General features: G+C 46.4%; 26 protein-coding genes. All 26 read left to right on the plus strand.

All coding sequences use genetic code 11. From position 1 onward, the window contains the following. Positions 1-49: 49 nt before the first annotated feature. The 26 genes from BUA14_RS07005 to BUA14_RS07130 all read left to right on the plus strand — a co-directional run bounded on the left by BUA14_RS07005 (position 50) and on the right by BUA14_RS07130 (position 26,473). On the plus strand, positions 50-754 hold the full coding sequence (locus tag BUA14_RS07005; protein WP_018213860.1) for a response regulator transcription factor: 705 nt from the start codon (positions 50-52) through the stop codon (positions 752-754). A 190-nt stretch (positions 755-944) separates the two neighbouring features. After that, entirely contained in the window at positions 945-1,604 is a 660-nt protein-coding gene (gene phoU, locus BUA14_RS07010; protein ID WP_072772160.1) for a phosphate signaling complex protein PhoU, read from the plus strand. Between the two features lie 427 nt (positions 1,605-2,031). After that, entirely contained in the window at positions 2,032-4,149 is a 2,118-nt protein-coding gene (locus BUA14_RS07015; RefSeq protein ID WP_072771946.1) for a methyl-accepting chemotaxis protein, read from the plus strand. Positions 4,150-4,531: 382 nt separating this feature from the next. Further along, positions 4,532-5,539, plus strand: coding sequence for a PstS family phosphate ABC transporter substrate-binding protein (locus BUA14_RS07020; protein ID WP_018213856.1), 1,008 nt, complete (start codon positions 4,532-4,534; stop codon positions 5,537-5,539). Between the two features lie 92 nt (positions 5,540-5,631). Next, positions 5,632-6,552 carry a phosphate ABC transporter permease subunit PstC gene (pstC, locus tag BUA14_RS07025; RefSeq protein WP_018213855.1) on the plus strand — a complete coding sequence of 307 codons (921 nt, stop codon included), beginning with the start codon at positions 5,632-5,634 and terminating at the stop codon, positions 6,550-6,552. A gap of 2 nt (positions 6,553-6,554) precedes the next feature. Beyond that, complete coding sequence (gene pstA, locus BUA14_RS07030; protein WP_018213854.1) at positions 6,555-7,505, plus strand: phosphate ABC transporter permease PstA; 951 nt, start codon at positions 6,555-6,557, stop codon at positions 7,503-7,505. 14 nt (positions 7,506-7,519) lie between these two features. Further along, the gene (gene pstB, locus BUA14_RS07035) at positions 7,520-8,299 is read left to right on the plus strand and encodes a phosphate ABC transporter ATP-binding protein PstB (RefSeq protein ID WP_018213853.1); all 780 of its coding nucleotides are present in this window, start codon (positions 7,520-7,522) and stop codon (positions 8,297-8,299) included. A 191-nt stretch (positions 8,300-8,490) separates the two neighbouring features. Continuing rightward, entirely contained in the window at positions 8,491-10,407 is a 1,917-nt protein-coding gene (locus tag BUA14_RS07040; RefSeq protein WP_072771947.1) for a sensor histidine kinase, read from the plus strand. Next, a complete protein-coding gene (locus BUA14_RS07045; protein ID WP_072771948.1) occupies positions 10,407-11,201 on the plus strand; it encodes a lipid II flippase Amj family protein in 795 nt (264 codons plus the stop codon). The genes BUA14_RS07040 and BUA14_RS07045 overlap by 1 nt, the downstream gene beginning before the upstream one ends. A 108-nt stretch (positions 11,202-11,309) precedes the next feature. Further along, positions 11,310-12,131, plus strand: a complete 822-nt coding sequence (locus tag BUA14_RS07050; protein ID WP_072771949.1) for a metallophosphoesterase — start codon at positions 11,310-11,312, stop codon at positions 12,129-12,131. Positions 12,132-12,155: 24 nt separating this feature from the next. After that, complete coding sequence (locus BUA14_RS07055) at positions 12,156-13,016, plus strand: SDR family NAD(P)-dependent oxidoreductase (protein ID WP_072771950.1); 861 nt, start codon at positions 12,156-12,158, stop codon at positions 13,014-13,016. Continuing rightward, complete coding sequence (locus BUA14_RS07060; protein ID WP_072771951.1) at positions 13,009-14,565, plus strand: AMP-binding protein; 1,557 nt, start codon at positions 13,009-13,011, stop codon at positions 14,563-14,565. Before BUA14_RS07055 ends, BUA14_RS07060 begins: the two co-directional genes overlap by 8 nt. Next, positions 14,546-15,073, plus strand: a complete 528-nt coding sequence (locus BUA14_RS07065; RefSeq protein ID WP_072771952.1) for a DUF5680 domain-containing protein — start codon at positions 14,546-14,548, stop codon at positions 15,071-15,073. Before BUA14_RS07060 ends, BUA14_RS07065 begins: the two co-directional genes overlap by 20 nt. Further along, positions 15,070-15,639 (plus strand): GNAT family N-acetyltransferase, encoded by a 570-nt coding sequence (locus BUA14_RS07070; RefSeq protein WP_015943330.1) that lies wholly within the window; start codon positions 15,070-15,072, stop codon positions 15,637-15,639. Before BUA14_RS07065 ends, BUA14_RS07070 begins: the two co-directional genes overlap by 4 nt. A gap of 180 nt (positions 15,640-15,819) precedes the next feature. After that, on the plus strand, positions 15,820-16,365 hold the full coding sequence (locus BUA14_RS07075) for an HD domain-containing protein (protein WP_084078484.1): 546 nt from the start codon (positions 15,820-15,822) through the stop codon (positions 16,363-16,365). A gap of 239 nt (positions 16,366-16,604) precedes the next feature. After that, entirely contained in the window at positions 16,605-17,513 is a 909-nt protein-coding gene (locus BUA14_RS07080; protein WP_072771954.1) for a TIGR01777 family oxidoreductase, read from the plus strand. Between the two features lie 85 nt (positions 17,514-17,598). Next, entirely contained in the window at positions 17,599-18,294 is a 696-nt protein-coding gene (locus BUA14_RS07085; RefSeq protein WP_072771955.1) for an aspartate/glutamate racemase family protein, read from the plus strand. A 52-nt stretch (positions 18,295-18,346) separates the two neighbouring features. Then, positions 18,347-18,799, plus strand: a complete 453-nt coding sequence (locus BUA14_RS07090) for a hypothetical protein (protein WP_026198867.1) — start codon at positions 18,347-18,349, stop codon at positions 18,797-18,799. A gap of 41 nt (positions 18,800-18,840) precedes the next feature. Then, entirely contained in the window at positions 18,841-19,128 is a 288-nt protein-coding gene (locus tag BUA14_RS07095; RefSeq protein WP_005808060.1) for a hypothetical protein, read from the plus strand. A 104-nt stretch (positions 19,129-19,232) separates the two neighbouring features. Further along, on the plus strand, positions 19,233-20,846 hold the full coding sequence (locus BUA14_RS07100; protein ID WP_072771956.1) for an ASKHA domain-containing protein: 1,614 nt from the start codon (positions 19,233-19,235) through the stop codon (positions 20,844-20,846). A 63-nt stretch (positions 20,847-20,909) separates the two neighbouring features. After that, positions 20,910-21,728, plus strand: a complete 819-nt coding sequence (locus BUA14_RS07105; protein ID WP_072771957.1) for an Fpg/Nei family DNA glycosylase — start codon at positions 20,910-20,912, stop codon at positions 21,726-21,728. A gap of 69 nt (positions 21,729-21,797) precedes the next feature. Continuing rightward, positions 21,798-22,262 carry a hypothetical protein gene (locus BUA14_RS07110; protein ID WP_015943336.1) on the plus strand — a complete coding sequence of 155 codons (465 nt, stop codon included), beginning with the start codon at positions 21,798-21,800 and terminating at the stop codon, positions 22,260-22,262. A 60-nt stretch (positions 22,263-22,322) separates the two neighbouring features. Beyond that, a complete protein-coding gene (locus BUA14_RS07115; protein ID WP_072771958.1) occupies positions 22,323-22,865 on the plus strand; it encodes a DUF1697 domain-containing protein in 543 nt (180 codons plus the stop codon). 172 nt (positions 22,866-23,037) lie between these two features. Continuing rightward, positions 23,038-23,667 (plus strand): DUF3786 domain-containing protein, encoded by a 630-nt coding sequence (locus tag BUA14_RS07120; RefSeq protein WP_072771959.1) that lies wholly within the window; start codon positions 23,038-23,040, stop codon positions 23,665-23,667. Between the two features lie 68 nt (positions 23,668-23,735). Beyond that, the gene (locus tag BUA14_RS07125; RefSeq protein WP_072771960.1) at positions 23,736-24,524 is read left to right on the plus strand and encodes an alpha/beta fold hydrolase; all 789 of its coding nucleotides are present in this window, start codon (positions 23,736-23,738) and stop codon (positions 24,522-24,524) included. Between the two features lie 347 nt (positions 24,525-24,871). Continuing rightward, a complete protein-coding gene (locus tag BUA14_RS07130; protein WP_072771961.1) occupies positions 24,872-26,473 on the plus strand; it encodes an ABC transporter substrate-binding protein in 1,602 nt (533 codons plus the stop codon). Positions 26,474-26,521: the final 48 nt, after the last annotated feature.

The following is a 26,521-nucleotide window of genomic DNA, read 5'->3' on the forward strand; positions in this document are numbered from 1 at the left end:
AATGAAGCGTCCATTGTATCGAACGTAATAGATTGTCTGGGAGGATACTATGGTAAAAATTTTGCTCGTGGAAGATGATGTGATCATTCAAGAGCTTGTAACCTACAATCTGCAACGTGAGGGCTATACCGTCATGATCGCCGAAGAAGGGAATGCTGCCTTGCAGTTGTTGACTAAGGAGAAACCGGAGCTGGTGCTTTTGGATGTGATGCTTCCGGGCTTGGATGGACTGGAAGTGTGCAAGAAGATCCGCGGGAACCAGGAGACGGCAAATCTCCCGATCATTATGCTCAGCGCCCGGGATGAAGTGGCTGATCGGGTCATCGGCCTGGAACTGGGCGCTGATGATTATGTCACCAAACCGTTCAGTCCCCGGGAACTATTGGCACGGATAAAAGCCCGCTTGAGGGAGGAAAAGCGCAATTCAACGCCGCCCCCTCTTTCCCTTACCTGGGGTGATTTAGAGATCTGGCCGGAGAGCTATATGGTCACGGTAAAAGGCGAGCATGTCACCCTGACGGGCAAGGAATTTGAGCTCCTGCATATCTTTATGAAACGCCCCAACCAGGTCTTCAGCAGAGAGTACCTCCTGCAGAAAGTTTGGGGATATACCATCAGCGGGGATACCAGGACGGTGGATGTTCATATAAGCAACCTGAGGAGTAAACTTAAATCAGTTTCCCCGATTATTGAATCGGTACGGGGGGTTGGCTACCGTTTGGCTGTAAACTACTCTAAGACCAAAGCTTTCTAAGGAGATTTTTAGGTACTGCAGAGAGTAGGCTGCAGTCATGTTTTTGTGTAAAGATTTGTGTAAAGATATATGTTATAATACATATATTTCTCAAATGCAGACTATGATAAGACGGGATCACTATCCACCGCTGGGCTGGATTGAATATAAGTTTTTAAGGCAATGGCTTAAAAAAGGAGGCTTTTATAAATTGGCTAACCGGCATATGTTTGACAAATCCTTGGAGGAACTCACTGAAAAGGTATTCGAATTAGGGAAAAAAGTAAATTCCCGGGTGGACGCGGCCGTGAAATCCTTGGCTGGTCAGGATTTGGAACTGGCTGATCAAGTGGTTACCGGGGATTTGGAGATTAATGAACTTCAGGCAGATATTGAAGAGACCTGCATGCTTTTGATTGCTCAGCAACAGCCTTTTGCTAAAGATCTGCGCAAAATCGTGGCGGCTTTTAAAATCTCGATCAATCTGGAAAGAATCGGCGATTTATCGGTTGATGTGGCCAAACATACTCTGCGCACAGGGAGTCAGGAACTATTGAAACCCTTGGTGGATCTGCCGAGGATGGCCGACTTGGTTCAGCAAATGGTGATTAAGGGAATCGAAGCCTACAAAGTGGAAGATGCAGAAGCAGCCAAAGCTATGGCTCTTATGGATGATGAAGTGGACCACCTCTATGCCCAAGTCTTCCGTGAATTGATTGTCTTCATGATGGAAGCTCCCCAAACGATTAATCAAGCGACCTACCTCATTTTTGTAGGAAGATTCCTGGAGCGTATGGGAGATTACTGCACCAATATCGCTGAAGAAGTTGTTTATGTAGAAACCGGTAAACGATCGGATCTTAATCAATAGCCAAGCCGTTATTAGGCCGAATTTTCGTGACTAAGGCATAGCCGTGAATTATAAATAAGGCCAAAAGAGAGCGATGATGCCCTGCAAAGGACTGATCCGCTCTCTTTTTAATGTTTTGAGGGATAAAAAAATACCGCTAATGACTTAAGCGGTGCGAGGAAGATTCCCCATCTATATAAAAAGTAAGAAGGATGTTGTTGCTATTACTATAACCACAAATTGTTAAATTTGCATGTTATAAATGTAATAATTATGTAAATTTTAAAGAATATGAAATCAATATTCCAATTATTCCAATTAAAGCTAAATAGTTAACATAAACTTTACAAAGAAGAAACGAAACTCATACAATCCAATGCTACACTTACCCTGAATCATCAATTTAAGAGGGGATACTCAGGGATAGTTTAGGTGTAGGGGGTTCAACATGAAAAGAATAGTGTCAAAAACCGGGAGTATCAGACTAGATAATTTAAAAATTCGCAACAAATTAATACTAATGGTGCTGCTCACCGTACTCATTCCCCTCATCATTTTAAGCCTGATTTTTATGAATAATGCCGGCAACAAAATCAAAGAACAGGTTATCGGTGCCAATGAGCTGTATGCCACCTTAGCCAAGGAAAGAATGAATGATTATTTTTATAACCGGGAAGTTGATGCCCGGATTTTAGCCAATGCCAGAGTTATAAGCGAAGGAGTTGCTAAGCTTAACAGCTTTAATTATACGAAACCCGAATTAGAGGAACTTAATGATAGTTTTAAAGAATTTCTTCAGGTCGCTTTAGAAAGCCATGGCTATACGGATATAGTCATTACGAATAAGTACGGCGAGATCGTCTTCAGCAATACGTATCAAAAAAATGATATTGCTCCCGTGATCTTCTCCGGGAATTTTAATGAAAAAGCCATGCAGGGAGAACAGAACTGGTCGCCCATATTCAGGAACACCTTTATAGATGACAATCTCATTGTTTTGGCCACTCCTATCTATACTAATGCACAGGAAAAGACCCCTGTCGGCGTGCTGAATATTATTTTAAATCAGGAAAAGATCAACGGGATCGTTCAGAATGGGATCGATAAGCTGGGGATATCGGGGGAATCCTACTTAATCAATGCCGAGGGGTTACTGCTTACTAATACCATGAAGGAGCAGGCAGCCGTACATATTCCCCTAAAAGATGCCCTGGCAACTGAAGCAGTGAGCATCCTCGCCGAACCCCTCGTCAATGAAGAGGTTGATTTCAATAGAACAACGACCTATCAAAGCTATTTAGAGAAACCTGTAATCGGCACTTTGTCCCTGGCCAAGATCGGAGATTACTTGGCAGGTTTAGTTATCGAAGTCGAAGAGGACGAAGCCTATCGAAGTATAGCGGATTTGCAAAGAAGTCTGGGTATCATGGTTGTGCTTATTATAGTGGCGGCGATTCTTTTAGCAATGATTCTGGCCCAATCCATAAGTAAGCGGATCAGTGAGGTGATCGGGGTTACCCATGAAATTGCCGACTATGATTTGCAAAGCGCCGGCATTAATGCCTTGGCAATCACCCGCAAAGATGAGATAGGGGATTTGGAGCGGGCCATCATCAAGATCAGAGACAATTTAAAAAGTATTATTCAGGAAGTAGAAAAATCGGCCGGCGAAGTGGCTTCTTCCTCTCAGGAGCTTAAGTTGAATGCGCAACAGTCTTCTCAGGCGGTAGAACAGGTCGTCAGGAATGCCGCGGAAATAAGCGAAAGAACGCTGGAACAGGCTCAGGCCGTTCGTGAAAGCTCTGTAAAATCCGGCGAACTGAGCAAGGTTATTATGGAAGATGGCTTGAATTTAGAGGAGATGACCAAAGCGGCCCAGGATATGAACCAACTGATCCATTCAGGGCTGATCATCATTGAAGTGTTATCAAATATTACCAAGGAATCCAGTGCGGCTAACCATGAGGTGTATTCAAGCATTATCCAATCCAAGGAAAGCTCGCAAAAAATTGAGAAGGCGACCCAGCTGATTACAAGCATTGCCGAGCAGACCAATCTGCTGGCTTTAAACGCCGCAATCGAGGCAGCCAGGGCCGGGCAACATGGCAGAGGCTTTGCGGTAGTCGCCGATGAGATCAGAAAGCTTGCCGAGCAGTCCAAGGAATCCACCAGGATTATTGAGAGCATCGTCAATGACCTGAAGCAGGATAATACTCAGTCTGTTCATACTATGGAGAAATTAGTAAAGATCAATAGTGAACAAGTGGAAAGTGTGAACATCACCAAGGATAAGTACCTGGAAATTGCCAAAGCCATCAAAACAGTCGAGGAGCGGGTACAGGACTTAAATGAATCCAGTCTGGAAATGGATAGAATGCGGTCAGAGGTTGAAGAAAGGCTTAACAGGTCGGTTAAGATGACGGAAGAGAATTCTGCCGGTATCAGTAAAGTATCAGAATCAATGGAAGAGCAGGCTGCATCCATGCAGATGATTACCAGTGCTTCGGAGATACTGGATGAATGCGCCCAGCATCTTCAGGTTCTGGTAAGCCGCTTTAAGCTCTAGAATTGAAAAAGTTTAGATTCCTTGATGCCAAAATGAGGCTTTCTCCCAAAAACAGAACCTCGGTCCAGTGTTGGCCGAGGTTCTGTTTTTGGGAGAGAAAAATCTGCTAAAAACGGCTCCTGAATTCTCTTGCTATTTATGGGTAATATACATAAAAGATACAAAATGGGCTTCGAATCCTTGCCATAAGCGATTTTAAACTTAACTTAAACTTAACATAGCGTTAACTTCAAAAAAACATTGGCTTGCTATACTTGGACTATGCAAATGAGAAAAAAGCTTCCGTACATGAATGCTCCTTTGCAGAAGTAGGAGAGCAAAAGTCCAAAGGGCGCTCTCAAAAAGGAAAAGAACGATTGGAAAAATAGGAGGGTATTTATTGATGTTTAAGAAGAAAGTTCTGGCGGCAATCGTAGGAATGGGTATGATCTTTTCTTTAGCCGGCTGTGGCCAAACCAAAGAGCAACCCAATCAACCGGCGGCAGGCAATAACGAGCCGGCTCAAGTTGAGAAACTGAAGGGCAACGTGGTTATTGACGGCTCTGGTACGGTTTATCCCCTCATGGCCCATATCGCTGAAGAATATATGACGAATATCCAATCCGGTGTCAGTGTACAGGTCGGACGGGCCGGGTCCAGCGCCGGTTTCAAAAAATTCATTCCCGGTGAAACGGATTTCGCTGATGCTTCCAGAGCCATCAAAGATTCTGAAGTAGAAGAACTGAAGGCCAAAGGACTGGAGATGGGCGCCAATGTCATGGAAATTAAACTCGCTTATGACGGACTGACCATCGTTATCAACAAGAACAATGACTGGGCAAAAGAAATGACCGATGATGAAATTGTGAAGATGTTTACCTCGAAAGCAGTCAAAGGGGACGACAAAGTGCTTTGGTCCGATATTCGCGCTGAATGGCCTAAGGAAGAAATCAAATTCTACGGACCTAATGAAAATCATGGAACCTATGAGTTCTTCTATGAAACCATTCTGGGCAAAAAAGATATAGTGTCTTCTGTAAATCTGCAGCAAGAGTATTCCACCCTGGTGGATCTGGTTTCCCAAGATAAAAATGCCATTGCCTTCTTCGGCTATGGATACTATGCGACGAACACCGATAAATTAACAGCGGTTAAAGTGGACTTTGGCAAGGGACCTGTGGAGCCAAGTCTGAAGACTATCGGCGAAGATCTTGATTATGCCGGATTTACCCGGTTGGTTTACACCTACCTGAACCTTAATTATGCTAAAGAAAAGCCTCAGGTATTGGATTTCGCCCAATTTATTGTATCACCTGAAGGTGCGGCTAAATTCGCTGCCGATAACGGTTTTGCTCCCCTGCCTGAAGCAACCTATGCGGGATATACCTCAGCTTTAAAGGCACTTAAGTAGTGAGCCGTCACAACAATTTTGGGGTGGGAAGTTTGCCGATTTCTCATCCCGGAATTGTTGTGCTTTATAATGAATAGAGCCAGAGGTGAATTATGGAGGATACTCAAGTAAGAGATAAAATTCGCAGTAATATAGCCCAGAAGAAGCATATCTCCGATAAGGTGATGCCCAATTTCTTTTTGCTCATGGCGTCTCTGTCCGTGCTCACAACCCTGGGGATTGTCATCATCTTAGTTACGGACGCCAGCAAGTTTTTCAGCGCGGTTCCCCTGACAGAAATATTCAGCACAGAATTAGCACCCTTAAGAAAAGACCCTTCTTTTGGGATTTTACCGCTGATTAGCGGTACTATTATCACCACCGTCATCGCCATGCTGGTTGCCGTGCCGGTAGGTTTGGCGGCGGCAATTTATTTAAGCCAATTTGCTTCAGACAAGTTGAGAAGGCTGCTTAAGCCCATGATGGAAGTCCTGGCAGGCATACCGACCATCGTGTACGGATTTTTTGCTTATTCTTTTGTTACACCCCTGCTGATGAATATTATTCCTTCCCTGCAGGCTAAAAACGCCTTAAGTCCGGGACTGGTCATGGGTATTATGATTATCCCCATGGTGGCTTCCTTGTCGGAGGACGCTATGAATTCAGTGCCGGAGATTATCCGGGAAGGCTCCCTTGGTTTAGGCGCGACCAAGCTGGAGACTGCCTTCAAGGTGATCATACCCGGAGCGATTTCCGGAATTATGGCGTCCATCGTCCTGGCCATATCCAGAGCCATCGGCGAGACTATGATCGTGACCATCGCCAGCGGCAGCTCCAAGAATTTCACCCTCGATATAACCCAGTCCATGCAGACCATGACGGCTTATATTGTGGAATTTACCAGCGGGGATGCCGGAAGCGGAACCTTGGGTTATTACAGTCTTTATGCAGTAGGCCTGATATTGTTTATTTTTACTTTAGGGATCAACCTGCTTGCTCAATATATTTCCCGTAAATACAGGGAGGTGTATTGATAATGAGCACAAGTTATAAAAGTCAGTTTGTTCAGGCGGAAAGTACGGAATTAAGAGAGGATGGGCAAAATAACCGCCCGAAATTCATGATCGACAGTCAGCGCATCAGCAACAGAATAAGGTTAAACAATGCGTTAAAATATCTGTTCTCCTTATCCACAGTGTTCTCCATTTTTGTCCTGGGGGTTCTCCTTTATCAGGTGGGGCTGGATAGTATCGGCTGGCTGGATTGGCAATTTCTGACCAGCAATCTTTCCATATTTCCTCAAAAGGCAGGGATTTACGGAGCCATTATCGGGACCATCCTGATGATGCTGATCGTGATACCTGTGACCATCATCCTGGGTGTCTCCACGGCCATCTATCTGGAGGAATACGCCCAAAAAGGCAGACTTCAATATTTGATTAATGTCAACATATCCAATCTGGCCAGTGTGCCTTCCGTAATCTTCGGACTATTGGGTTTGACGGTGTTCGGAAGATTGATGAATCTGGGCTCAAGCATTTTGGCCGGAGGCCTGACCATGTCTCTGCTGGTGCTCCCCATTGTGGTGGTAGCGGCCCAGGAAGCCATCCGGGCTGTGCCGAGTTTTTTGCGGGAAGCCTCCTATGCCATGGGGGCGGACAAATGGACCACAGTGCGGAAAGTTGTTCTGCCGGTGGCCATTCCCGGTATTTTGACCGGTACGATCCTGGCAATGTCCAGAGCGATTGGGGAAACAGCGCCTTTGGTGGTGCTGGGAATTCCGACCCTTATTATGAGAATTCCCACCTCGGTCATGGATGATTTCACCGTATTACCCATCCAAATTTACTATTGGACTTTGGATGCCGTGCTGAAGCCTGAATATGCGAATCTCGCCGCCGCCACGATTGTTGTCCTGCTCGTCATCCTATTTTTAATGAACTCTGTAGCGATTATCATCCGGAACAAGTTCCAACAACGCTTCTAAACAGGAGGAACCTCATGACGAAAGATATAAGTAAGAATGAGAGTGTTGTTTTTGATGTTCAGGGGCTGAATCTATGGTATGGAGAAGACCAGGCTCTTAAGAACATCAAGATGCAGATTAAAAAGAATAAGGTCACCGCGATTATCGGTCCTTCCGGGTGCGGAAAATCGACCTTTATTAAAACCCTGAACAGAATGATTGAGAATATTCCCAGTGTTAAAACCACCGGAGAAATCATCTATCAAGGGCAGAATATCTTTGATAAATCCGTCCGGGTGGAGGAATTGCGGACAAAAGTCGGCATGGTCTTTCAAAAACCCAATCCCTTCCCGAAATCCATCTTTGCCAATGTGGTCTATGGGCCGCGGATTCATGGCATTAAAGATAAGAAACTTTTGCTGGATATTGCAGAGACCAGCCTGAGAAACGCAGCATTATGGGATGAAGTAAAAGACCGGCTTCATGATAATGCTTACGGCCTCTCCGGAGGGCAGCAGCAGCGTTTGTGTATCGCCAGATGTCTGGCAGTCCAGCCGGATGTCATTTTGATGGATGAGCCGACCTCCGCTTTGGACCCTATTGCCACCTATAAGATCGAAGAACTGATGGAAAGTTTGAAAAAGCACTACACCATCGCCATCGTAACCCACTCCATGCAACAGGCCGCCCGGATATCTGATGATACAGCCTTTTTCCTGATGGGAGACCTTATCGAATTTGATAAGACCACAGAAATATTCTCTAATCCGAAAGATAAGCGGACCGAAGATTATATTACCGGAAGAATAGGCTGAACCATGCTCAGCGCAGCAGAACAGAAAAACACCCATAAAGGGCCAAGGCGGCACTTTGTGGGTGTTTTTTCTGTCCAAAGACCAACTGACTGGTAAAAAAGTACCAATAAAAATAAGGAAAATAGTGCAAAAGTATGGTAAATGTTGTATTTTAGAAGTAATGTTCTTATGAAGGAGGGAGAGAGGCGACAATGTGCACAAAATTGCCGGAGGATTATGAAATTGTCTTTGATTTTGCAGCGATTGGCATGGCCTTATTGTCCTTAGAAGGAGAGTTTTTAAGAGTCAATGCCTATTTTTGCCAGTTCTTTGGGTATGACCCGATTGAATTGTCTAAACTGCTATTTTCGAAGCTGGTCCATCCAGAAGATATCGCGCTGGGTTTCCAGGAGATCCAAAAACTTCTCTCAGGGGAAATACCGACATGTCATTTAGAAAACCGCTTTGTGCATAAAACGGGTGAAATAAAATGGGGATTATCCAGTGTCTCTCTGGTACGGGATGAGATGGGGATTCCTCTTTATAGCATAGTACAAATCCAGGATATAACAGCCAGGAAGCGTGTGGAAGATAATTTAAGTTATCGCGTTGAATTTGAAAGATTTGTGACAACACTATCGACAGGATTTATCAATTGTCCGGTAGATAAAATTGATGAAGAAATAACCAGCGCTTTAGAAAAGATCGGCAAGTTCTTAAGAGTCGACTGTATCTTCGTTGACCAGTTTTATGAAGAAGGCAGGAAATATCAAAAAGTCATGGAGTGGAATCCGCCGGGGATAACGCCATTTTTAGCTCCGGAACTGACAGTGGAAGCTGTACCGAGGCGGTATAGGAAATTAAGTGAAAAAGATGGTTTTAACTATGCAGAAAAAGAGCAAACTCTTAAAGCACAGCTGCTCCTTAATATTCCCATAACCCAAGCCGGTGAAAATGTCGGCTTTATTGGTGTAGCCAGCCATCAAGGCCAATCCTTTTCTGAAGAAGATATTCGTCTGATTAAAGTAGTGGGAGAAGTGATATTCAGCGCTATCCAGAGAAAGCAGGCCGAGATCGCCCGCCGGAATTCTGAACAATTAATAGCGGCTGCCTTTGCAGCAAGCCCCGCGCTGATGATGATACTATCCATGGAGGGAAAAGGAGTCATCGATGTCAACGATACCTTTATTGAAATTTTAGGCTATGACCGCAGTGAATTGCTTAATAAACAGAGCGGGGAGCTTTCAGAATTGATTCGTCAAAGTGATTATGAACATATCTATGAAATTTTAAATCAGCACGGCACCATACTGAATCGTGAGATCGAGCTGATCACTAAATCCGGAATAAAAAGAACGTGCCTTTTTTCAGCTGAAAAGATCATGATTGGGAAGGAAATGTGCCTCCTGCTGGTGAGCCAGGATATTACGGAGAAGAAGTGCTTGGAAAAGGAAATGGCCCGCCTGGAGCGTCTTGATCTAATCGGTCAGATGGCGGCCGGTATCGGCCATGAGATCCGCAATCCCATGACCACCGTAAGAGGCTATTTGCAGTATATTTCTAAAAAAGACAAGTATGCCGACGAAATAGAGACTTTCCAGCTGATGATTGAAGAGCTGGACCGGGCCAATGAAATCATCACAGAATACTTATCCTTAAGCCAGGACAGGGTGGTCGATTTTAAACGCATCAATTTAAACACCATTATCCAGCATCTCTATCCGATATTGTCCGTTCATACCAAGATGGAGGATAAGAGCATCGAGCTTAATTTAGGTTCCCTGCCTGAATTATATCTGGATAAAAAGGAGCTGTGTCAGCTCATCCTGAATCTGGTCCGCAATGGTCTTGAAGCCATGCCGATCAAAGGCAAGCTCACCATATCTACCTATATACAACAAGGAAATGTTATCCTTGAAGTAGAAGATCAAGGGAGAGGCATACCCAATGAGATAAAAGATAAGGTAGGGACCCCCTTCTTCACCACAAAGCTCAATGGGACCGGCCTCGGTATGGCTATATGCTATAGTATAGCTGAACGGCATAATGCTCTGATTGACCTCCAATCCGGCCCCCAAGGGACGAAGGTCAGAGTGAAGTTTCAGGGTGCGGAGGAGGTTAAGGCTTAATGGAAACTATTTTGTTGGAATTGGTGATTTTAACCTTGATCATCCACCTTATCGACACCCTTTCCTACTCAGTCCGGCTCAACTCAGTCAAAAGCGGACAATTCGCCTTGTCGTTTTCTTTATTTAACCTGTTTGTGCTTGTTTCCCGTACGGCCAATATGTTTCAGGCTCCCTTAATCGGCTGGATCATTGGGGAAAGCCTTGCCGCAGGAATTGACCCTATCGACGATATCCGCAGGGTAATCTTCGCTGCGACCATAGGAACCTTGTTGGGAATTCTGTTGATTCCAACCTTTCTGCGGCTCTTTGAGGTTGCTGTGAAACGGCTGGAGACAACCGGATCGGTTCCTTTGTTAGTGATTGAAGCCTTGCAAATAAGCAATGTTAAACGTATGCTGAAAAGGGCTACCCGGCCCAATAAAACGATGCTGGAAAGGCTTAGATATCGGGAAATCCCCAAGCGGTTGCTGATCATAAATTCCTTAGTGACAGGAATTTATACAGTGGGGGTTCTTGCCGCGAACTATTCGGCCCTATTAGTTGCTGAACAGTACAGAATTGCGGCTGTAGGTTCTTCGGGGATGATTAATGGTCTCGCCACCATTTTGCTGACCTTATTTATTGACCCGAAATCCGCTGTTATTACGGATCAAGCCTTAAGAGGAGACCGGCCTTACGGTGATGTGAAAGCCCTGGTGATTTTGTTGATCGCCGCTAAGCTCATCGGCACGCTGCTGGGGCAAGCGATTTTTTTTCCGGCGGCTAAGATTATTGCCAGCTTCTACGGGGGATAATCCTTTGTAATGAAGTATGGAAGCCATCCGCGGCTGGTATAAATAATAAAGGAGTGGAAAACTGAAGCGTGTGCCGTGATGTTATGGATATTGGAAGGGAAGGTCTAAATGCGAACAGCGAATAAAGAGTTATCCCGCAGAACATTTATCATCGGTGGCATTGGCTTGCTGTCTTACCTGTACTTCAATGTCCATTCCCTGGCCGTAAAACACTATACGATTGCCATTGATGGTTTGCCCCAGGAGTTTGAGGGCTTCACCATTCTTCATTTGACAGATTTGCATGCCAAAAAGTATGGTGAGCGGCAGGATAAGCTTATAGAACTCATCAATCGCCAGAACTTTGATATGGTGGCGATGACCGGTGATTTTATCGATAAAGATAATCCTGATGTGGAGCCCACCTTAGCTCTGATTCAGGGATTGGCAGCCAAGCCCATTTTCTTTGTACCGGGAAATCACGAGTGGCGGCACGATTTCAGAATTAAGTCCAGCTTAGAAGAGCATGGAGTAAAGATTTTAGACAATAAGAACGCTAAATTAGCCAAAGGGGAGGCCCAGCTTTGGATAGCGGGGGTCGATGATCCCTATTTACACAGAGATAAGCTGGAGCAGGCCCTTCATGGCATTGCCGATGCCCAGCCCAAACTGTTATTGGCTCATGCCCCCAATATCTTTAAGCCTGCCGCTGCGTCCGGGGTTGAGTTGGTGTTGGTGGGACATACCCATGGCGGTCAGGTCAGACTGCCTCTGATCGGGGCCATCGTGGCTCCCGGTCAAGGGCTTTTTCCTCAATACGATTATGGTCATTTCACGGCGGGCTCCACAAATATGATAGTTAATGGCGGCTTGGGAGAGAGCACTTTGCCCTTGCGATTTTGCAGCCGGCCGGAAATCGTTCTTGTTAAACTGGTTTCCGCTCTCCAATAGCCCAGGCCTGGAAAAGGGGTAATTATGCATACCAAGAGTTTATGGGAAGCTGTTTTATTCCCCCCTCGGGCGCTCAACAGAAGCAGGCTGGAGGCCAAGCTTAGGGGCAAGACAATTCTGATCACCGGTGCCAGTTCCGGCATCGGGGAAGAGCTGGCTTACCAGTTGGCAGATAGTGAGTGTCATTTGATTTTAGTGGCCAGAACAGAGGCCAAGCTCTTCCAGGTCAAGCAGAACATTGAACAGAAAAAGGCTGCAGTAAGCATTTTCCCGGCTGACCTCAGAGAGCCTGAACAGGTGAAAGAATTGCTGAATTTCATTGAGCAGTTGCCCGCTGGTTTGGATGTGTTCGTCAACAACGCCGGTTTATCCATCAAGCGCGGGATTAAGGATTCTTTAGACCGCTATCATGATTTTACCAGAACCATGGCCATCAATTATTTGGCGCCGGTGCAATTAGCCCTCTCCCTTATTCCCCTGCTTGAGAAAAATAAGGGACAGATCATTAACATATCCACCATCAATGTCCTGCTCCTGCCGCTCCCCCATTGGGCCGCCTATCAGGCCTCAAAAGCGGCCTTTGATACCTGGTTCCGCTCGGCGGCTGCGGAGCTGAATGCGATGGGCATTGCCACTTCCTCAGTCTATCTGTCCTTGGTCAGAACTCCCATGATCCTGCCGACCAAGGAATATCAAAAGCTGCCGGCCATGAGCCCGGAGCAGGCGGGGAAGATTGTCGCCAAGCTAATTTATACACAAAGATCCAAATACCGGCCCTGGTGGCTGCTGCCCGGGCAGTTTGCCTCGATTGCCTGCAGAGGAATCTGGGAATGTGCCGCGCCTGCTTTTTTAAAAAAGCATAAACAGGATGGAAGCCATGATTAAATTGATCTACACTTTGTTTAAAATAGGCTTGCTTTCCCCCTGGGGGCTCTATAGTTTGGCCGTCGCTCTCGGTAAACATGGCATAAATATCATGGCTTTATTGAGTTTCGCGGCCAAGGTATATGGTGAAAAGATCGGGTTAATCGATGAAAAGGAAGAGTTGACCTACCGGGAACTGTATGCCCGGTCCCGCCGCATCGCTTTGCTTTTGCAGGAGAAGTATCAGCTGCAAAGAGGGAATAAGGTAGGGTTGATCTGCAAGAACCATACTTCTTTGATCAAAGCCTTATTCGCTGTTGCCCAATCCGGTGCGGATATCTATTTGCTCAATGCGGAAATGAGCAGCAGTCAATTCAATCAGTTAGCAGAGCAAATTGACTTCAACCTGGTTATCTACGATTTTGAAGCAAGCCCCTTGCTGGAGGCTTCAGCCTATCAAAAAGGTAAGCTTTTGAGCTATCATGAGCATTTGCCGGCGCTCAATAACCTTGCTGAGCAAAGCTTCCCGGAAAATCTGCAAATCCAGCCTTCCTCAAGCGGCAGGCTGGTGATACTGACAGGCGGGACAACGGGAAAAGCCAGGGCAGCGGCTCATCAACCTTCCCTTTACAACTATCTGAACCCCTTCCTGACCTTAATCAACAGGTTGAAGCTTACCCATTATCAGACCGCTTATATAGCCACCCCTCTTTATCATGGCTATGGCCTGGCAATTTTACTGGTGTTGATCACCTTGGGGAAAAAGGTCGTGATTCAAAAGGGCTTTGATCAGGTGAAAGCCTGCCGGCTGATCCGCAAGCATCAGGTTGAAGTAGTGACCGTCGTACCCTTGATGATTGATAAAATGCTGAAGCAAAATCCGGAAGATTTGCAATCCCTGGCCTGCATTGTTTCCGGCGGGGCGGAACTCAATCCTAAGCTTGCGCGGGAGACAGCGGAGAAGCTGGGGAATGTCCTGTACAATCTGTATGGAACCTCGGAGGCGGGTTTAAATATCATCGCCACTCCCCAGGATTTAAGCTATGCGGCCAATACTCTCGGGAAAATCATCAAGGGTGTCCGGCTTAAAATAATGGATGACAACAAAAATGAAGTCCCCATCGGCAGTGTGGGCCAATTCTGTATTAAGAACGCCTGGTCCATGGGCAATAAAAGCGGGCCGTGGCTGGAAACAGGTGATTTAGGTTATCGGGATCATCAAGGCTACTACTTCTTATGCGGCCGAGTAGATGACATGGTGGTTTCGGCCGGAGAAAATGTTTATCCCGCCGATCTGGAGCAGGTGCTGAGAAATCATCCTCACATCAAAGAGGTGGCGGTCATCGGCATCAGCGATGAAAGATTCGGGCAAAGACTGAAGGGTTTTGTGGTTAGGGAGGAAGGCGCCTGCTTAACCCAGGAGGAGCTTTTGGCATGGCTGCGCCCCCGGGTGGCCCGGTTTCAGTTGCCCAAAGAGATAGTCTTTGTCCAGCAACTGCCTTATACACCCTTGGGTAAAATCGATAAGCAGCAGTTAAGGAATAGCATGGGTGGTGATTGTGGTGATTAAGGCTGAGCTCATGGGAGCCCTTATAGAAGTTCTCATTAAGGGGCGTATCGAGTGTTATGTTAAGAAAAGCTCCGCATATAATCCCTATAGTCCGGGTCAGATCTATGATTGGGATTTTAAACTCTCCTGGGGGGATTACCTTTTTAGTGATTCATACCGCGGCTTTAATCCTTATAGCGGAGTGGAATATATCTATTATAAGGAGCGGAGTGAACCGATTTGGTCCTGCGATTATGTAGGCTATGCCCTGGCCGGTGCGGGTGTTTCCGAAAAGGAGATCTATGGTTTTTTGAAGCGGGGCAGGGGTAAGCATTTATTGGAAGGGGCCGGGGAATGCACCCGAACTTTGTTCTCTGACTACTCCTATCAGGAGGGAGATTTTGGTTATCAAACCCGGTTCCGCAGCTCCTCGCAAGGTGTGCTGCAGACCGAGGAAATTTACTGCCGGGGCAGATTAGCGGCAACCCAGCTATCTGCCGGTTATTGGCGGGAGGAGGCTGCACCATGAGACATAGGGGAACCAAAGAACTGGAAACTGAGGGGCTGATCTTGCGCAGGTTTGAATTAACTGATGCGGAAGCCATGTTTAAGAATTGGGCCAATGATGGGGAAGTAACGAAATATTTGACCTGGCCTCCCCATGAGAATGTGGAAGTTTCCTTAGAAGTGCTGAAAGACTGGGTCAGCCTATATGAAGACGAAAAATTTTATCAATGGGCGATTGTGCTCAAAGAGAATGGCTCCGAGCCTATCGGCAGCATCAGCATTGTCAAAATGGATGACCGCATTGACATGGTTCATGTAGGGTACTGCATCGGTAAACGATGGTGGGGCAAGGGAGTTACCTCCGAAGCCCTTGCTGAATTAATGCGTTTTTTCTTCGCGGAGGTTCAAGTCAATAGGATTGAATCCAGACATGATCCCCGCAATCCTAACTCAGGGAAGGTAATGAAGAAGTGCGGGCTGCTGTATGAAGGGACTCTGAAACAAGGGGACCGGTGCAATCAGGGAATCTGTGATTGCTCAATGTACGGGCTTGTTGCCGAAGATTATTATGCCAATCATCAACGATAAAGCAAAAAATGGCTAGATGCTTGTGTAAATCCTGGCGCCTTTCCCTGATTTTGTTAGTATCCGGAGTGCACGATTTGAACGTGGGACCTCTACCACCCCAAGGTAGCGCTCTACCAAACTAAAAAATAGGGAGATAACACGATGGCAAATGCGGCTATTGAATTACTGTAAACAGGAGAAGTGAAGCAAAAGATGTACAAAGAAAAAGTGATTGAAAAAATGAAAGAAGTATTTAGGGAAGTCCCCTATGGAATTGAGCATACCCTAAGGGTGCTTCAAAATGCGGAAAGCATTATGGAGGGAGAAGAGTACCCGCAAGAGGAAAGAGAGCTTGTCTCCATTGTAACGATACTTCACGATATCGGGGCTATCGAAGCGCAAGGAAAGCACGGTTCAATGGAGGCCCGTTTCCAGGAATTAGAGGGGCCGCCGGTATCCAGAAAGATACTTGAAGAGATAGGATATAATGCTGCCCAAATCGACAGGGTATGTTATATCGTGGGAAACCATCATACACCGTCGAGAATTGACGGCCTGGATTTCCAGATCCAATGGGATGCCGATTTGCTGGAGAACCTCGGAGCCATGGAAATAAGCAAGGATAGGGTAAAAGCAGAGCATTTCATCGCTAAGAATTTCCGAACCAGAACAGGCAAGGCTATGGCTTATGAACGTTTTGTCAGGGAAGCGGCAATGATGGAAGACCCTGACCAGGAAAGCCGTTGAAAATGTCGGAGCTTTAGAAACCGAAGTGAGAAAGTGGCAAGCAGCAGGGCCAAAAGAGCTGGAAGTATTTCCAAATCAGGTTATCCGGGTTATAATCATCATAGGGGATGAAACATCTGCTGGGAAGCGGATTTAGCACCATGAGGCTGACAGAAAATGTTAGCCTTTAATTTTTACATAGCAGGCTTCCCGTGCAGGATAAGGCCGGTCCATGTAAAAATACATAGAGGATGAGAATTATGAACGTCTTAATCTTTGGCGGAACAGGTTTTGTGGGTAGAAATCTGACCAGGGAGTTGCTTGAGAATGGCTATCAGGTTTATATTGTCACCCGAAACGCTCAGAGAATGGCCGGCACCCTGGCTGGCGGGGCAGGGGTAATCGAATGGGATAATATTTTCCCATTGGCTTCGCTTAAAAACCTGACGCAAATTGATGCTGTGATTAATCTGGCGGGCGAATCCATCGGCAATCGCCGCTGGACCCCTTCCGTAAAGGAGGAGATTATCGCCAGCAGGCTTAGAACTACAGGTGCCATTGTGACAGCTATTAATGAGGGTGTGATTCAGCCTGAAGTTTTGATCAACGCCTCGGCAGTTGGCTATTATGGCCCCCGTGGGGATGAAGAGATCACGGAGTCTGAAGGACCTGGCAAGGATTTTCTGGCTCAAGTATGCCAAAAATGGGAAGAAGAAGCCTATAAAGTCCAAGACTCTTTGATAAGGGTAGTAACTCCTCGGATTGGCGTCGTTCTGGGCAATGAAGGCGCTCTGAATAGAATGGTCCTGCCCTTTAAATTCTATCTGGGCGGTCCTTTGGGCACGGGAGAGCAATGGCTTTCCTGGATTCATAGCCAGGATTTAATCAGCATGATCAGATTTATTATCGAACATCCGGAGTTATCCGGTCCGATTAATGCCGTCGCTCCCCATCCGGCTAAAATGAAGGATTTCAGTAAAACCCTGGGCAAGGTTTTAAATAAACCGTCATGGTTCCCCGTTCCGGAAATACTTTTGAAAATAGCCTTGGGTCAGATGGCGGAAATGCTATTGCACGGACAACGGGCTGTGCCCAAGCAGATGCAGCAGGCCGGTTTTGCATATAGGTATGGCAATTTGCAGGAAGCCCTGGAAAACGCTTTGCTGTAAGGCCAAAGCAGCAAGTGGGTACAGGTTGATTGTTCGCTAAGCAGGCCTAAACCAAATTGGGTTTATGTTATAGAGGAGGCAACCAATGAAGACAATAGGATTGATCGGCGGAATGAGCTGGGAATCCTCTGCCGAATATTATCGGCTTATCAATGAGGAAGTTAAACGGAGACTGGGCGGATTGCACTCAGCCCAGTGTGTCTTATACAGTGTGGATTTTGCAGAAATAGAGATTTGCCAAAGCAGCGGTGAATGGGGAAAGGCTGCGGAGATTCTGGCCAATGCCGCACGAAGCCTTGAGGCGGCCGGAGCGGCATTCATAGTTCTGTGCACAAACACCATGCACAAAGTAGCTGACGGGATTCAAGGCGGGATACAGATCCCCTTGCTGCATATCGCCGATATGACGGCTCAACAGGCGTTGACCAATAACATAAGAACCATAGGACTTTTAGGCACCCGCTACACCATGGAACAGGACTTTTACAGATCACGCCTGGAAGCTCAAGGGATAAAAATTTTGACGCCGGAAGAAGGAGATAGGGTAGTCGTCAATGAAGTAATATATCAGGAACTATGCCTGGGAATCATTAATCAGGACTCAAGAAACCAATTTAAAAGAGTCATCGCAGACTTGGTCGAACAAGGTGCCGAGGGAATAGTCCTTGGCTGTACGGAAATTGGCTTATTAATCAAACAAGAAGATTCAACAGTGCCTTTATTGGATACGACGTTAATTCATGCCAGCGGGGCGGTAGATTATGCTCTGACAGAAGGATGAGGAGATAATCCATTGATTGAAACAGGATTAAAAACTAAAAGAGGTGTTTATAGTGATAAGAGTCATCGCAATCATTAAGGATCGGCATAGAACCATGGGTTATCGCCTGCTTGATGAAACTTCGGCAACAGTGCAGGATATGGGGTTAGCGAGCACCTTGGAGTTCATCAAGGAACACGGCTGCCGCAATGCTCATGCTTCAGGGGTAGCCTTGGTTGCAGACGAAGGAACCATCGATATGCTGCCTGTTATTGATGCTCAGACCAAAAAATGCATCAAGAATGATAAGTACATCATCGTCGGGACGTACAAGGAAGGGGATCGAATTACGTCCATCCGGGTAACAGATTATACCGGGACGATCATGGATATTGATGTCAAGCAGCTGCTGATGTTAGAGGATAAAGGGTATTGCAACGCTAAAATACAGAATGTCGGCGAAAAGAGGGCGATTAAGCCCTTGGATCTGCCCTGGCCTGTTTTAAGATGGTCGCCGGTGAAATAATTATCTAAAGCCAAATCATGCTTAAGGAGGGAAGATATGTTATGAACATAAACAATGATGTAGGAATTATTGAGGGCGTTTATGATATCACCCTGCCTAAAGTTCCCACATCCCTTCATAGATGGGGACGTGTGGTTTGGCTGCAGGATATTGAAATCGGCTCTAGGGGAAAACTCCTGTACATCCAGGATGGCCAATGCTCAAGGACTCATTTAAGCCGGATAACTAATGTTATTAAAGCCATGGACTATGTAGAGATTCACACCGAGAATAATATCTACAGACTTAGGCTTTTGCCTGGTGAATCCTATCATTCCGGAAATAATTGAGAGTTACTAAACTCTAAGGGGAATTGCCGGCGGCAACTCCTCTTTTATATTTTGATTATTCTAACAATTTTCCGGCTTTCCATTTATAATAGACAAAAGGGGGGATGAACATGAATCATTATCGGCCGGTCATTTTGGCGGACCAGAGAGTTGTCAATGATTTTGAGCTCGATCCACTGACAAGGAAAATAAGCATCAAGATACTTCAAGGCCATGAGCAAGGCAATAAGGGCATGGTTGACACTCTCCGCCGAAATTTGCAGCAAAGGCTGAGTGTCCCTGTAGAGATTCCGCTAGCCCTTATGAATCATCTCGTAAAGCTTGTTCGTGACGATAATGAAGTAATTACAGTCACACTGGCTGCCGGCAATGATATTAATGAGGATGGCAAAGCTGCAAGCTACCAAGCAATTGATGCAGAACCTGGGGATCACACCGATGCTCATGTCGGATTAGCAATTGATATAGGAACAACTACGGTGGTTGTCTATCTTGTCAACATGGTTAATGGGGATATTATAGCTAAAGCTTCGGACTATAACGGTCAAATTAAGCTTGGCGATGATATACTCAGCCGCATTATGGCGGCCAGAGAAGAAAAAGGGTTGAAAGAGCTGCAAACCTTGATTGTCAATACACTCAATGCCCTTATCAAACAAGTATGCCTGGAAGCCGACTTGAAACCGCAAGCAATCAGTGGAGTATGTATCGGAGCTAATACAACCATGGTTCATTTATGCTTAGGGCTGGACCCCGGTTCAATTTGCCGGGCGCCCTACAGACCGGCGGTTAATAATGCGGGGATATTTTGTGCCGGGGAAATCGGCCTGGCTGTCCATCCCCTCGCCCCCATCTATTGTTTGCCCAGCATCGGCAGCTATATTGGCGGGGATGTCTTGGCGGGGATTCTGGTAAGCGGTATGCATAAGCAGGAAGAGGTTTCACTCCTGGTCGATATCGGAACCAACGGGGAATTTATTCTGGGCAATCAGGAATGGCTGGTAGGCTGTGCAGGAGCAGCCGGCCCGGCCTTGGAAGGGGGAGTAACAGAGTGGGGAATCAGAGCTGAACAAGGGGCAGTCGATCAGGTCAGCATAGACTCTGAACATCATGTGCGATATACAACCATTGATAATGCCCCGGCACGGGGAATTTGCGGTTCAGGATTGATTGACTCCTTAGCGGAACTTTTTCTCAATGGGCTCATTAATCGAGCCGCCCGCTTCACAGATGGGAGAGAGCGCTTTACCATCGTTCCTGCCGGCGAAAGCGCAACGGGTAAGGAGATATTCATAAGCCAAAAGGATATTAACAGCCTTATGCGTACCAAAGGAGCCGTAAACGCCGCCCTTGAAGTATTGATGGAAAGCGTAGGCTGCCAGTGGGAAGAGATTGCCAAATTCTATGCCGCAGGTGCCTTCGGTCAGTATTTACCTATTGAATCGGCAATTACCATAGGGCTTTACCCCGATCTTCCCCGGGAGCAGATGCTGCGCCTGGGCAACAGCTCAGGTGAAGGAGCGCGCCAAGTTCTGCTTTCCCATAGCAAGCGCCAAGAAATAGAGGAAATAGCCGGAAAGATCACTTATTTCGAAATGAATGCCAGCAGCAGCTTTATGGATAAATACGGCGGCAGCCGGTTTTTGCCGCACACGAATATGGACTTATTCCCCAGTGTCAAAGAGAAATTGGCAGTTCGGCAAAGGGGTCTCTGCTAATTATATGCCGATAGTTGAGTCAGACTGGGTTTGTCTGGCAACACTATGTTTGAGGTGAGCATTATGCCGGAAATTCCTGAAATGGAAACGTACAAGAATTATTTACAGCTATCCGTCCTTGATAAGAGAATTGTGGGAACCGAAATCACCAGGGCGCGCAGCACCAATGTTCCTACCGATGAGTTTGTGAGATGGGTGCAGGATACAAGTATTGAGCAGGTGTTAAGATATGGGAAATACCTCATCCTTGCCCTGAGCTCAGGGAAAGCCCTCTGCGCTCATATGATGCTTGATGGCAGAATGTATTATGAAGTGGCGGGAGAACCTGTAGAATTGCCGGGCAGATCCCATATCCGGCTGAAGTTTGCCGATCACTCCATTCTCCATTTTTGCGACTTAAGATTAGGTTACCTTAAGCTGCTCGAGCCATCCCAGGTGGACGCCATCAAGGAAGGGCTGGGTCTTGATCCTTTGGATGCGGAGTTTTCCTTGGCCGCTTTTTTGAATATCCTTAGCGGGAAAAGAGGCATGATTAAGCCTCTGCTCATGGATCAAAAAAACATATCAGGCATAGGCAACGCCTATTCCAACGAGATTTTATTTGCCGCGGGAATACTGCCGGAACGCAAAACCCCCACCTTAACCGATGGGGAGAGGGATCGGCTGTATGGGGTCATCCCTGATTTGCTTCAGCAAGCGATTGCCAAAGGGGGATATATCGAAGAGCCCTTTGCCTCCTGGGATAAGTTAAGCGGAGGAATGATTCCGTATTTTAAGGTTTATGATCGCACGGGACAGCCTTGCCTTCAATGTGGTGAGCCCATAAAGCAAAAGACAGTTGGCGGCAGGAATGCTTATTATTGTTTAACCTGCCAGCACTAACGCTGCCTGTCGATCATACAGCTAAGAGAATAGAATACACCATTATCTGTGGGAAAAGAGAGTGATAGCATGGGGTTTAAAATTAAAAGAAGGCCTTTTGCGAGCAAGTTATTGATCGCTTTGCACATTATATTAGGGTTAGGCGCAATTTTTGGCGGGGTGGTTCTGATCATCGATCCCAGCGGGGGGATAATTCAGATGCCGGTCACCATACTGGAAGGTTCCATCTTTAGCAGCTTTCTGATCCCCGGCATCATTCTGCTCACCCTGTTAGGGATTTTGCCCTTGCTGGCAGCCTATGGGTTAGTAAGAAATCAACCTTTGCCAATAGCCAATCGGCTCAACCTGTTTGCTGATAAAGACTGGGCCTGGACCTATTCACTCTATATCGGATTTATTTTAATTATCTTCATTGCAGTCGAAGCTTATATCATTAAAGGCTTTGTCGCTATTCATCTGGGCTATATTTTTGGGGCATTACTCATTCAGGCCCTCACCTTGCTTCCTTCCGTACAGCGCTATTATACCTTGTAAGAGCAAGGCCTTCTTTGCCCAACATGTATTCCTTAATAATGAAAATGGGGGAAGTTTTATATGAAGTATATCGCCCTGCTGCGGGGGATCAATGTAGGCGGGAAAAATAAAGTCCCCATGGCTCAATTAAAACAATGCTTTACAAAAGCAGGGTTTCAAAATGTAGTGACCTACATCAATAGTGGGAATGTCATCTTCGATGCACAAGCCCAGGACCACCTCATGCTTGCTGAAAAATGCAAAGTGATTTTAGAAGAGGAATTTAAATTTCCTGTAGATTTAGCATTGATCGATGAGGAGAGCATGCGGGAAGCCTTGGAGCATGCGCCGGATTGGTGGGATGAGGACCCTGAGGCCAAACATAATGCCCTGTTTGTTATCCATCCTGCCACAGCCGCAGACATAGTTGCCGAAGTAGGGGCCACCAAACCGGAGTATGAACAAGTATTTGCTCATGGCCCTGTGATATTTTGGTCAGCATCGTTAAAGACCTTTTCCCGCACCCGGTGGTCCAAAATCGTAGGGACCAAGACTTATAAATCCGTTACCATCAGAAATGCCAATACCACAAAAAAGATGTTGGAGCTGACCCTGTCTCATTAACTTTCCAGGATGTCAAGGAGGATAGGAAGGGGGATATGGAAAACGCTGTACAATCCCTGGCCAAGATACAAAGCTTTGCAGCAGACCGATATGTTTGTTACCATGGGGATTAAGCGTAATTAGTAAGCAGTGGCGTGGGATGAATGATGAGAGTGGAGTGGAGGAGATAAGAATGGAGACGAATTACCGTGTTGCCTACCACAAATTTTGGCAGGACATAAAAAAGAGAGAACCGGCAGAGATCACAGCGACACGAGCGGTATCCTATAACGAGGATGCCAGGCAGTTTTCAGTGATATTCTTTGCTCAGGAGTACATTGCGGATAGCAATCAGGAAACAGTATACCGTAAAGAAGATGGGTATACTCCGGATATTATGGATGCCATCATTATTCTTAACTATTTGGCTTATGCCCAGCCGTTGTCGGAAGCAGAGCCCAGGTGGGTGAGCATTAAGGAAATACCGGGAGGGATGATTTTTTATGCCGCTTTTCTTAAAACGGCCATCTCACCCTTGATCAAGGCTTTTGGTCATCAGGCCCAGCTTTTGGACACCGTGGCGGCCTCTTTAGGCGGGCAGCCCGCCCCTATGGGAAGCTCAGCGGTGCTGTTTAAAGCCTTCCCGGAAATCCCAGTCTGTGTGGTTATCTGGGAGGGGGACGAAGAGGTTAAAGCCAACGCCACCATTCTTTTTGAGCCTTCCATAGAGCCTATGCTGCACAGTGAAAGCATCATCGGTCTTGGTATTTCCTTAGCCAACCGATTGAACAAAAGGGCCGCCAAGGAGCCCAGCAGCAAATAAAACATGAAGCGGGCTCATGGTGCGCCGGTTCTCACAGCAAAGGTTTGGGCAGGAAAGGGTAGATCACTATGGAAATATTCCTCCAGGAAGTTAACGAGGCACAAGCCGTTAGTATTCTGTTTATCCACGGAGGCGGTTTAAGCGGATGGATGTGGGATAAGCAGGTTAAAGATCTGAATGGCTTCCATTGCCTTGTTCCTGACCTGCCCGGACATGGGAACAGCAGGGAGCTTCAGAACTTTTACATTAAAGAATGTGCCCAACTGATGGCCGCCCTGATCAAAAGCAAAGGGCATCATGGCAAAGCCCATGTGGTGGGACATTCCATCGGCGCCCAAATTCTTCTGCAGCTTTTGGCGGATTCACCGGAGGTAGTTCACACTGCAGTTGTTCATAGTGCATTGGTTCGTTCCCTTTGGGGAGTGTCCAGTTTGATTAAGCCTACCGTAAAACTGACCATTCCCTTGACCCGGAAAAAATGGTTTGCTAAACTGCAGGCCCAAACCCTGAGCATCCCGGCGGAATATTTTCTTAGATATTATGAAGAATCCAAGTCCATATCGGCTGAGACATTGGCAGGATTGCTTATAGAAAATGCTGCCTTTAAGCTGCCTGATGGTTTGGAGAATAACCCGGTACCAACCCTTATTCTGGTGGGGGAGAAGGAAAGAGGGATAATGATCCATTCTGCAAAGGATTTAGTATCATTTCTCCCCAATGCTGAAGGCTATATAGTTCAGGGCGCGGGTCATGGTTTTAATTTCGAAGACCCGGTGCTCTACACTAAGATTCTGCAGGCCTGGCTTGCCGAAAGCCGGCTTCCCGCAGGCAGCCTTAAACGGATTCTCAAGCCTTGATCAGGATACGGCCAACATCATACTTTTAAGTAGTCTGATTTTTTAGAAATCAAAAGCTGAATTGTCTTGACAATAAGCGGGGCTATAGTATATTCTCTTCTTAAGCGTTGATAGTTGTTGGTACCCTTGTTTTTCAAAACCTTATGCAGAGCCGAGAATCAAATAGCAATAGTGGCAGGATGAACCTGCCTTAACACCATGGAGGTCGTTAAATACGTGCTTCATGGTGTTTTTTATTTTTAACTTTTGAGCACTTAACAAAGTATTTTGAGCCATTAACAAAGCAAGGTTAAGAATCCAGGTATCTTTCTTTAAGGCCTGTGGCAAAGAAGTGGAGGATGACTAAGATGAAAAGGCATAATAAAAAATGGACAGTTTTAGGTATGTTGGTCATGTGCATAGCCCTTGTTCTGGCAGGTTGCGGCGGAAGCAATGCAGCGATTACTAAAGAAAAGACCAACAAAGATGAACTGGTTATCTATATAGGGTATGGAATGACCAGCGGCAGTTATGATCCCTGCACCGGGTACGGCATCTATGGGGACGGAATTTTTCATAGCAACCTGCTGAAATTCAATGCCCAAATTGAAGCGGAGCCTGATTTGGCCGTCGGCTATACGGTCAGTGATGATGGATTAACCTATACATATACTCTTCGCGATGATGTGAAATTCTCTGATGGAGAGCCTTTGACCGCCGATGATGTGGCCTTTACCTATATGACCGCGAAAGCAAGCGGTTCCAGCGTGGATCTGACCATGTTGGAAAAAGCCGAGGCTAAAGATAAAGCTACCGTTGTCTTTACCTTGAATAAGAAATGGTCGGCTTTTGCCTCCACCACAGCCCTGCTGGGCATTGTTCCGCAGCATGCTTACGGACCGGGTTACGGGGACAATCCTATCGGGACAGGCCCCTTTAAAGTAGCCCAATTGGATAAAGAGCAGCAGCTTATCGTCGTCCCCAATGATTACTATTATGGAACCAAGTCCAGCTTTAAAAAGATTACCATTCTGAATCTGGATGAGGAGGCCGCCTTAGCGGCAGCCAAATCAGGAAACCTGGATGTGGTCATGGTCAATCCTGAATATGCCTACGAAGAGGTTCCGGGTATGAGCATGGCAAGGATTAAGACTGTGGATAATCGGGGATTTAATTTGCCCGTCATAGCGGAGACCAAGGATGCCAAGGGCAATGTAATCGGCAACAATGTCACCAGCGATTATGCTGTACGCAAGGCCTTAAACATTGGCATTGACCGGGAAACCATTATCCAAAACGCTCTTAACGGGATCGGAACCCCTGCCTACGGCCGGGTGGATGCTTTGCCCTGGAACAACACTCCCGAATTCGAGGATGGCCGGGTGGAAGAAGCAAAGGCTCTCTTGGCAGAAGCGGGCTGGATCGATACGGATGGAGACGGCATTCGGGAGAAGAATGGAATCAAGGCCGAATTCAAGATTTCCGGAAGAACCGATGATTTACAGCGTTATAATCTGGCCGTGGCGTTGAGCGAAGATGCCAAGAAGCTGGGCATTAATCTTAGCGCCGAAGCATTGGCCTGGGCCGACTGTAAAGCCCTGACCCGCACTATACCCACTTGTTGGGGAAGCGGTGACTATAATCCTATCGACCTTTATAATGCTCACTATTCCCAAATGATCGGCGTCGGAACCAGCAATCCGGCCTCCTATGCCAATCCCAAAGTGGATGACTATATCGAGAAGGCCTTGGCGGCAACCAGCATGGCAGAAGCCATAGACTATTGGAAGCTTTCCCAGTGGGATGGCGAGACAGGAACCAGCGTTGATTATCCCTTCCTGTGGATTGTCAATATCGATCACACTTATTTTGTACGGGATGGGTTAAATCTTGGAGAGCAGCGGATTCATCCCCATGGTCATGGGGTGCCGGTTATTGCCAATATGAATGAGTGGACCTTTGAATCCTGATAAGAGGGCGCCCTGAAAAACGATACTTGCCATAAGAGAAAAATGGAG

This window comes from Desulfitobacterium chlororespirans DSM 11544, from assembly GCF_900143285.1.
GTDB classification, from domain to species: Bacteria; Bacillota; Desulfitobacteriia; order Desulfitobacteriales; family Desulfitobacteriaceae; genus Desulfitobacterium; species Desulfitobacterium chlororespirans.

Excerpts from the sequence above, each read along its gene's own strand:
- BUA14_RS07005 (WP_018213860.1), top strand. The coding sequence starts at position 50 with ATGGTAAAAATTTTGCTCGTGGAAGATGATGTGATCATTCAAGAGCTT.
- BUA14_RS07015 (WP_072771946.1), top strand. The coding sequence starts at position 2,032 with ATGAAAAGAATAGTGTCAAAAACCGGGAGTATCAGACTAGATAATTTA.
- BUA14_RS07020 (WP_018213856.1), top strand. The coding sequence starts at position 4,532 with ATGTTTAAGAAGAAAGTTCTGGCGGCAATCGTAGGAATGGGTATGATC.
- pstC (WP_018213855.1), top strand. The coding sequence starts at position 5,632 with ATGGAGGATACTCAAGTAAGAGATAAAATTCGCAGTAATATAGCCCAG.
- pstA (WP_018213854.1), top strand. The coding sequence starts at position 6,555 with ATGAGCACAAGTTATAAAAGTCAGTTTGTTCAGGCGGAAAGTACGGAA.
- pstB (WP_018213853.1), top strand. The coding sequence starts at position 7,520 with ATGACGAAAGATATAAGTAAGAATGAGAGTGTTGTTTTTGATGTTCAG.
- BUA14_RS07040 (WP_072771947.1), top strand. The coding sequence starts at position 8,491 with ATGTGCACAAAATTGCCGGAGGATTATGAAATTGTCTTTGATTTTGCA.
- BUA14_RS07045 (WP_072771948.1), top strand. The coding sequence starts at position 10,407 with ATGGAAACTATTTTGTTGGAATTGGTGATTTTAACCTTGATCATCCAC.
- BUA14_RS07050 (WP_072771949.1), top strand. The coding sequence starts at position 11,310 with ATGCGAACAGCGAATAAAGAGTTATCCCGCAGAACATTTATCATCGGT.
- BUA14_RS07055 (WP_072771950.1), top strand. The coding sequence starts at position 12,156 with ATGCATACCAAGAGTTTATGGGAAGCTGTTTTATTCCCCCCTCGGGCG.
- BUA14_RS07060 (WP_072771951.1), top strand. The coding sequence starts at position 13,009 with ATGATTAAATTGATCTACACTTTGTTTAAAATAGGCTTGCTTTCCCCC.
- BUA14_RS07070 (WP_015943330.1), top strand. The coding sequence starts at position 15,070 with ATGAGACATAGGGGAACCAAAGAACTGGAAACTGAGGGGCTGATCTTG.
- BUA14_RS07080 (WP_072771954.1), top strand. The coding sequence starts at position 16,605 with ATGAACGTCTTAATCTTTGGCGGAACAGGTTTTGTGGGTAGAAATCTG.
- BUA14_RS07085 (WP_072771955.1), top strand. The coding sequence starts at position 17,599 with ATGAAGACAATAGGATTGATCGGCGGAATGAGCTGGGAATCCTCTGCC.
- BUA14_RS07095 (WP_005808060.1), top strand. The coding sequence starts at position 18,841 with ATGAACATAAACAATGATGTAGGAATTATTGAGGGCGTTTATGATATC.
- BUA14_RS07100 (WP_072771956.1), top strand. The coding sequence starts at position 19,233 with ATGAACATGAATCATTATCGGCCGGTCATTTTGGCGGACCAGAGAGTT.
- BUA14_RS07105 (WP_072771957.1), top strand. The coding sequence starts at position 20,910 with ATGCCGGAAATTCCTGAAATGGAAACGTACAAGAATTATTTACAGCTA.
- BUA14_RS07110 (WP_015943336.1), top strand. The coding sequence starts at position 21,798 with ATGGGGTTTAAAATTAAAAGAAGGCCTTTTGCGAGCAAGTTATTGATC.
- BUA14_RS07115 (WP_072771958.1), top strand. The coding sequence starts at position 22,323 with ATGAAGTATATCGCCCTGCTGCGGGGGATCAATGTAGGCGGGAAAAAT.
- BUA14_RS07120 (WP_072771959.1), top strand. The coding sequence starts at position 23,038 with ATGGAGACGAATTACCGTGTTGCCTACCACAAATTTTGGCAGGACATA.
- BUA14_RS07125 (WP_072771960.1), top strand. The coding sequence starts at position 23,736 with ATGGAAATATTCCTCCAGGAAGTTAACGAGGCACAAGCCGTTAGTATT.
- BUA14_RS07130 (WP_072771961.1), top strand. The coding sequence starts at position 24,872 with ATGAAAAGGCATAATAAAAAATGGACAGTTTTAGGTATGTTGGTCATG.